Source organism: Streptomyces sp. NPDC002730 (genome assembly GCF_042888805.1).
Taxonomy (GTDB): domain Bacteria; phylum Actinomycetota; class Actinomycetes; order Streptomycetales; family Streptomycetaceae; genus Streptomyces.
The window spans coordinates 287,643-294,834 of sequence record NZ_JBIAQG010000015.1 but is presented as its reverse complement, the minus strand read 5'-3'; the positions used below and the strand labels follow the sequence as shown (position 1 = coordinate 294,834).

6 protein-coding genes and 1 pseudogene are annotated in these 7,192 nt (G+C 69.3%); 4 read left to right on the top strand and 3 right to left on the bottom strand.

Annotated elements, in window-relative coordinates; all coding sequences use genetic code 11:
* Nucleotides 1-491, bottom strand: a 491-nt coding sequence (locus ACFYXH_RS34220; protein WP_389571451.1) for a hypothetical protein, incomplete at its 3' end; no start/stop codon positions are given.
* 310 nt (nt 492-801) lie between these two features.
* Here ACFYXH_RS34220 and ACFYXH_RS34215 point away from each other — a divergent pair.
* Nucleotides 802-1,455, top strand: coding sequence for a class F sortase (locus ACFYXH_RS34215; protein WP_389571448.1), 654 nt, complete (start codon nt 802-804; stop codon nt 1,453-1,455).
* A 26-nt stretch (nt 1,456-1,481) separates the two neighbouring features.
* Here the strand turns inward: ACFYXH_RS34215 and ACFYXH_RS34210 are convergent, their stop codons facing one another.
* Both ACFYXH_RS34210 and lysX read right to left on the bottom strand, forming a co-directional pair.
* A complete protein-coding gene (locus ACFYXH_RS34210) occupies nt 1,482-2,321 on the bottom strand; it encodes a polysaccharide deacetylase family protein (protein WP_389571445.1) in 840 nt (279 codons plus the stop codon).
* A gap of 103 nt (nt 2,322-2,424) precedes the next feature.
* Nucleotides 2,425-5,727 (bottom strand): bifunctional lysylphosphatidylglycerol synthetase/lysine--tRNA ligase LysX, encoded by a 3,303-nt coding sequence (gene lysX / locus ACFYXH_RS34205; RefSeq protein WP_389571443.1) that lies wholly within the window; start codon nt 5,725-5,727, stop codon nt 2,425-2,427.
* Between the two features lie 61 nt (nt 5,728-5,788).
* Here lysX and ACFYXH_RS34200 point away from each other — a divergent pair, with 61 nt between their 5' ends.
* The 3 genes and pseudogenes from ACFYXH_RS34200 to ACFYXH_RS34190 form a co-directional block, all read left to right on the top strand.
* Nucleotides 5,789-6,256, top strand: a complete 468-nt coding sequence (locus ACFYXH_RS34200; RefSeq protein ID WP_327327417.1) for a universal stress protein — start codon at nt 5,789-5,791, stop codon at nt 6,254-6,256.
* Nucleotides 6,257-6,410: 154 nt separating this feature from the next.
* A complete protein-coding gene (locus ACFYXH_RS34195) occupies nt 6,411-6,959 on the top strand; it encodes a sigma-70 family RNA polymerase sigma factor (RefSeq protein WP_389571440.1) in 549 nt (182 codons plus the stop codon).
* Between the two features lie 17 nt (nt 6,960-6,976).
* Nucleotides 6,977-7,171 (top strand): annotated as a pseudogene (locus ACFYXH_RS34190) (IS630 family transposase); the annotation flags it as partial.
* Nucleotides 7,172-7,192 lie beyond the last annotated feature (21 nt).

Sequence of the window (7,192 nt, the reverse complement as noted above, 5' to 3'; positions counted from 1 at the left end):
TTGTCATTGCGGATCCCGTTGTCGTTACGGATCCCGTTGTCGTTACGGATCCCGTTGTCGTTACGGATCCCGTTGTCGTTACGGATCCCGTTGTCGTTACGGATCCCGTTGTCATTGCGGATCCCGTTGTCATTGCGGTTCCCGTTGTCGTTCTGGTTGCCGTTCAGGCCGTTCAGGCCGTTGCACCTGACCGCCAGGTTGTACTGACCGGGAGTCGCATCGTTGTGGATCCGCGCGATGGCGGCCGAGATGCCCGAGCGCTGCTCGGAGAGGCGGGTCTGTGGGAAGGCGTTGGACGTGACCGTGCCACCACGATTGCAACCCCGGACCGTGATCGTGAGGGTGCTGCCCTGGTGAACCGCCTGCGGGCTCACGTTCACACGGATGGGATCGTTGTTCCGGATGTCGCCGCCCGCGGCGGCCAGCGGGGCAGAGAGCCCGACGGCCGCGCAGGCGGCCGCGGCCACTGCGAGAGCGCGTGAAGCACGCATCGTTGAACCTCCAGCGGAAGACGCCCCAAAGCGGGCGCTCCGGGAAATTCGACGAGTACGTCTTCCATGACGAACCCTCACTGGGGCGGGCAGCCGCCGCATTTCGGCGCTGGTCCACCCCGGTGAGGCGACACGCCGACGACGCGCCGCAAGATCTGACGGAGTCGCAGGTCACAGACCGTCAGAATTTTTATCTGCCTTTTGCTCGGATGGGTCACCGTCGCAGGCCCCACCACCCATTCGCCCTTCCCTCCTCGCCGCTTTGACCGAGCGCACTTAGCGTGGCTACAGACGCCACGGAGGGAGAACTATGGGCCAGGACTACGGCGGCTGGAAATCGACGAGACGCTCACCCTGGGGCGTTCTGGCGCTCGCCCTGCTCAGCGGGATCGCCCTGATAAGGAATGGCTCGGACGTCACCCTGGGACCGCCGCAGCCTGCCGCCGCGGCCGCACTGGCCGGCCGCACGGTCGGCGAGACGTTCATTCCTCCCTCCGTCGAGCCGCTTGCGTACGCCCCCGCGGCACGGGTGAGGATCCCGGCGCTCAACGTGGACGCCCCGGTCGCGGATGTGGGCGTGGACCAGGACGGCTGGATCGCCGCCCCGCCGCCGCAGGACCCCAATCTCGCCGGCTGGTACCAGAACGGCGTCTCCCCCGGCCAGCGTGGTACCGCGGTCGTCGTCGGGCATGTCGACAATCTGTCGGGGCCCGCCGTCTTCTACGGCCTCGGCTCCATCCAGAAGGGCAACCACATCGAGGTGGACCGCTTCGACGGCAAGACCGCGGTCTTCGAGGTGTACGGCGTCGAGGTCTTCCCCAAGGATCAATTCCCCGGCGCCCAGGTGTACGGCGACACCGGACAGCCGGAGCTGCGTGTGATCACATGTGGCGGCGGCTACTCGAAGGCAGGCGGGTACTCCGGGAACGTCGTGGTCTTCGCGCGCATGGTCAAGACCCTCTGAACCAGGACCGGCGAGCCGCAGCCGGTTCAGCGGCGCGGGACGGTGATGCGGTATCCGGCGTCCAGCAGCTCGGGCAGATAGCTGCGCAGCGCGGCGACGCTCTGCGAGCGGTCGCCGCCCGCGTCGTGCGAGAGGACGACGACGCCGGGACCAGCACCGTCCAGCACCCTGCGGACGATCGATTCGGTGCCCGGCTCCGTCCAGTCGAGGGAATCGACGGTCCAGGCCAGCGGCTCCATGCCGAGCTCCGCGCCGATCTCGAAGGAGAGCTTGTTCCAGGCGCCGTACGGCGCCCGGTACCAGAGCGGCGCGGAGCCCAGCGTCCGCTCGATCACCTCGCTGGTACGGCCCAGTTCGTCGCGGATCCCGGACGGCGGAAGCTTGGGGATCAGCGGGTGCGACCAGGAATGGTTGCCCACGACGTGCCCGTCGTCGGCCATCTCCCGGAGCAGGTCCGGGTTGTCGGAGGCCAGCTCGCCGCAGACGAAGAACATCGCCCGCACTTCGTGCTCGCGCAGTGTGCTCAGGATGTCGGGGGTGTAGCGGGGGTCGGGCCCGTCGTCGAAAGTGAGCACCATGGTGCGGCCCGCCTCCGACATCCTGAGGAAAGGGCGCTGTCGCACCGGTGGCAGCGCCCGCCTGAAGCGCGGTGGCGTGTACGCGGTCATGGGCTGCAGCCGGTAGGCCGACGTGTAGACCGGCGGGCCCGCGGCGGCCCGGGGACCGCCGGCCGGGGGCGTGGCGGCAGACCCTGCGGGGGAATGCGCCTGCTCGGTGCAGAACAGCCCGGCGGTGGCGGCCGCGCCAAGGCAGGCTGTGATACGGAGTACCGACCGCCGCCCCGGGAACATCTGATCCTTTTTCATGACCAACTGCTTGCACGGCTGTCGCTCCGGGCACTCCATCCACACCGGTTACGCAGGCGAAACCCACCCGATTGGAGCATCGGAGTGATGCGGGCAACGGAGCTCAGTTACGACGGACCAGGGGGAAGGGCAATGTCTCGCGGATGGTCAGCCCGGTGAGGAACATGACGAGCCGGTCGACCCCAATGCCGAGACCCCCGGTCGGCGGCATCGCGTACTCCAGCGCGTCGAGGAAATCCTCGTCGAGCTCCATGGCCTCCGGGTCGCCGCCCGCAGCGAGCAGCGACTGCGCGGTGAGTCTGCGGCGCTGCTCCACCGGGTCGGTCAACTCCGAGTAGGCGGTGCCCAGTTCCGTACCGAAGGCGACCAGGTCCCAGCGTTCGGCGAGGCGCGGGTCGCGGCGGTGCTGGCGGGTGAGCGGGGAGACGTCGGTCGGGAAGTCCTTGTAGAAGGTGGGCATCTTGGTCCGCTCCTCGACAAGGCGCTCATACATCTCCAGGACCACATCGCCGCGGGTGTCGTCGGGGATGTGCGGGACGCCCGCCCGGTCGCATATTGCTCTGAGCACGGTCTCTTCGGTATCGGCGTCGACCTCCTCGCCGAGCGCCTCGGACACCGCCCCGTACAACGTCTTGACCGGCCAGGGGCCCGAGATGTCGTGCTCGACGAGCTTGCCGTCCGGGCCGGCCTTGTGCGCGATCGCGGAGCCGAAGGCGGCGGTGGCCGCGCCCTGGATCAGTTCGCGGGTCAGATCGAGCATCACGTCGTAGTCGGCGAAGGCCTGATACGCCTCCAGCATCGTGAACTCGGGGTTGTGCTTGTACGAGACGCCTTCGTTGCGGAAGGTGCGGCCCATCTCGAAAACCTTCTCCAGGCCGCCCACGCACAGCCGCTTGAGATACAGCTCGGGTGCGATGCGCAGATACAGGTCGAGGTCGTAGGCGTTGATGTGGGTGGTGAAGGGGCGGGCGTTGGCGCCGCCGTGGATCTGCTGCAGCATCGGCGTCTCGACCTCGAGATAGCCGCGCTCCAGCAACCCCTGCCGCAGCGCCTGGACGGCGGTGGAGCGGTGGCGTACGACATCGCGGGCGTCGGGACTGGCGACCAGGTCCAGATAGCGGCGGCGCACCCGGGCCTCCGGGTCGGCGAGCCCGCGCCGTTTGTCGGGTAGCGGGCGCAGGCATTTGCCTGTCAGCTGCCACTCCGTCACGAAGACCGAGAGCTCGCCCTTGTCGCTGGCGCCGATCTCTCCTGTGGCGGTGACGTGGTCGCCGAAGTCGACATCGGAGGTGAAACCCTTGATGACGTCACGGCCGGAGCCGTCACGGGTGAACGCGAGCTGGAGGTCCCCCGACCAGTCGCGCAGTACGGCGAAGACGACGCCGCCGAGGTCGCGTACGACCATCACGCGTCCCGCGACGGTGGTCTGCAGGCCGGTGCGGGTACCGGGGGCGAGCGTGGGGTGCGCGGCGCGGATCTCAGCGAGGGTGTCGGTGCGCTCGGCGATGTCCACGGGGTACGGGTCGGTGCCGTCCGCGCGCAGCCGCTCCAGCTTGCGGTGGCGGATGAGAACCTGCTCCGGCAGCCGCTGCTCCCCCGCCGCCGCGCCCGATTCGGGTCCCACCAGGCCGAGCGAGTCGATGGAAGGCAGCCCCTCGGTGGTGACGGGCGTGACGACGCCCGGCCGGCTTCTGCCCTTCCCCCAGAGCTTGCGCAGGCTCGGTACGGAGACGAAGCCTTCGGCGATTCCGGAGGCGAGGCCGACGCGGGCGAGCGAGCCCGCGTCGCCGTAACACAGGAAACGCGGATACCACTCGGGCTGGTATTTGACGTTGGACCGGTAGAGGGCTTCCAGCTGCCACCACTTGGAGAGGAAGAGGAGCAGCTTGCGCCACACCCTCAGGACCGGGCCGGCGCCGATGCGGGCGCCCTCCTCGAACGCCGAGCGGAAGACGGCGAAGTTGAGCGAGATTCGGCGTACACCGAGTCTGGGCGCGTGGGCGCAGAGTTCGGCGACCATGAACTCCACCACGCCGTTGGGGGCGGCGCGGTCACGGCGCATCAGGTCGAGGGAGATGCCGTCCTTGCCCCAGGGCACGAAGGAGAGCAGGGCGATCAGATTGCCGTCTCCGTCGAAGGCCTCGACGAGGAGGCAGTCGCCGTCGTCCGGGTCGCCGAGGCGGTCGAGCGCCATGGAGAAGCCGCGCTCTGTCTCGGTGTCCCGCCAGGCGTCGGCCCTGTCGACGATCTGCCGCATCTCCTCGTCGGTCAGGGCGGAGTGCCGGCGGATCCGGGTGCGCGCCCCGGTCCGCTTGACGCGGTTCACGGCCTGCCGGGTGACGCGCATGTCGCGGCCGTCCAGGTCGAACCGGGCGACGTGCAGGATCGCCTCGTCACCGAGCTGGATGGCGCCGAGCCCGGAGCGCGCGAACACTTTGGCGCCCTCCTCGGACGCGCCCATGACTGCGGGGGCCCAGGCATAGCGTTTGGCCACTTCCAGCCAGGCCTCGATGGCGGGGGTCCAGGCCGCACGGTCGCCGACCGGGTCGCCGCTGGCCAGACAGACACCGGCCTCGACGCGGTAGGTGACGGCAGCCTTGCCGTTGGGCGAGAAGACGACGGCCTTGTCGCGACGGGTGGCGAAGTAGCCGAGGGAGTCCTGGCGGCCGTACGCGCCGAGCAGTGCGCGAATGCGGGGCTCTTCGTCACCGTGCAGGGCGGCTTCCAGTCGCTGCGAGCGGAATAGTGTGCTGGCCGCGCTGAGCAGGGCGATCGCGCCGAACAGTCCAGGGAGGAAGAAGAGCACGCGCGGCGGGCGGGCGTCGAACTGGTCGCTGGAGACCAGTCCGCCGAGCACCCGGTTGGAGGCCCACAGCAGCCGCTGGCCCTGCGGCAGCGAGCCGGGGAAGAGCTCGACCAGACCCCAGCTGACGAGTACTCCGGCGGCGAGCCCGAGAACCAGGACGAGCAGCGCGCGGCGCAGCGCACCGCGCCGGGTCTCGGCGTAGAACTCCCCGCGCGCGATGACCAGGACCGCCAGGGCGATCACGCACAGCACCAGGCTGGGGATCCAGGTCACGTCCTCGTCGAAGATCACCACCAGTATGTCCGCGATCAGCACCAGCGCCAGATATCCGACGACCAGCCACCACGCGGCCTTCTTACGGGCCCCGATGGCCGCTGCGAGCAGCAGCAGGAAGACGGCGTAGGCGAGGTTGGCACTGACCGGGACGGCGATGCGGTCCAGGAACAGGGCGACGGGCCGCACCAGTCGCCGCAGCGGAGGGATGAGCGAAAGGATGACGCAGAACACGCCCAGTGCGGCGAAGAACATCGCGAACGCCTCTGGCACCCTCCTGAGCAAGCCGCCACGGGCGGACGTGGGCGCCTCCACGGTGACAGTCATGTTTCGCACTCTAAGGAGACCATCGGCGGGCCGCCTGTCGGGAGCGGATAGCCTCAATGGTGTGACAGAGCAGCAGCCTCACCGCTTCGAACGCGGTACCGACGGCCCCAAGGTCATCGTCGTCGGTGTGGACGGATCCGACTCCTCACTGCGTGCGGCGTCGTACGCGGGCGGCCTCGCGCGACGACAGAATGCCCTGCTCGCCATCGTGTACGTCCAGCCGGTGATGCCGGCGGGTGCGGCGCTCGGGGTCCCGGTCCCGGTCGGGGACATGACGGGCGAGATCGCCGAGGGGCTGGTGGCCGAGATTCGCTCCGCCGCCGAGCGGGTCAAGGGCATATGGGAGGTCCGCTGGGAGTTCCACACCTTCCGCGGTGACCCGTACAGCGGTCTTGTCGCGGCGGCCGACGAATTGAAGGCGGACGCCGTGGTGGTCGGGGCTTCGGAGTCGGCGGGCCACCGGTTCATCGGTTCGGTGGCGGTACGGCTGGTGAAGGCGGGACGCTGGCCGGTGACCGTCGTTCCGTAGCGGTCCCGTTTGCTTCCGGCCGACCGTTCACCGCACCATTCGTCGCTCCGTGCGACCGCTCGCCGAAGACCACTGTGCGCCGTCTGTCCCTTCACGCCTGGATGCGTTCGTATACGCCACGTGGCAGCGACCTCAGCGCGAAAGGGTGTTGGCAATGGCGACCGCGACCGCGACGACCGACGATCGGGCCATGGCGGAGCTGCAGCGTGAACACGGCCCCGCACTGCTGAGTTTTCTGCTCGGACTGACCTACGGGGACCAGCAGCGCGCCGAGGATCTGCTGCAGGAGACGCTCGTACGCGCCTGGCAGCACCCCGAGGCGTTCGACGGTCCGTACGAGTCGATGCGGCCCTGGCTCTTCACGGTCGGGCGCCGCCTCGCGATCGACGCCCGCCGGTCCCGGATGGCCCGTCCCACCGAGATCGGCGACGGTGTTCTGGCCACCACGCCCGACCCGGCGGACATCACGGAGAGCGCTGTCGCCGCGCTCGACGTCCGGGCAGCGGTCGGGTCGCTGAGCCCCGAGCACCGGGCCGTGCTGGTCCAGATCTACTTCCACGGGCTGAGTGTCAACGAGGCCGCCCAGGCACTCGGTATACCCGCCGGTACGGTCAAGTCGCGTTCTTACTACGGGCTGCGCGCGCTCGCCCGCTGCCTGCCGGGCTACAGCAGGCCCACCGCGTCGGCGACCGCCGGCCGCTAGTTCTGTGACCGGGGTTGGGCGTCAACCGCCGCCACAAAGGCGCCGCCCAGTCCCTGGCCGCGCTGAAGTCGATCCGCGCTGCCCCTCCGGACGGCGCCCCGCTCTACGTGATCCTGGACAACCTCTCCCCGCACAAGGGAGCGAAGGTCCGCCCGTGGGCGCGGAGGAACAAGGTCGAGCTGTGCTTCACCCCCGCCGACGCCTCCTGGGCCCCAGCGTCGCGTGACCGCAGA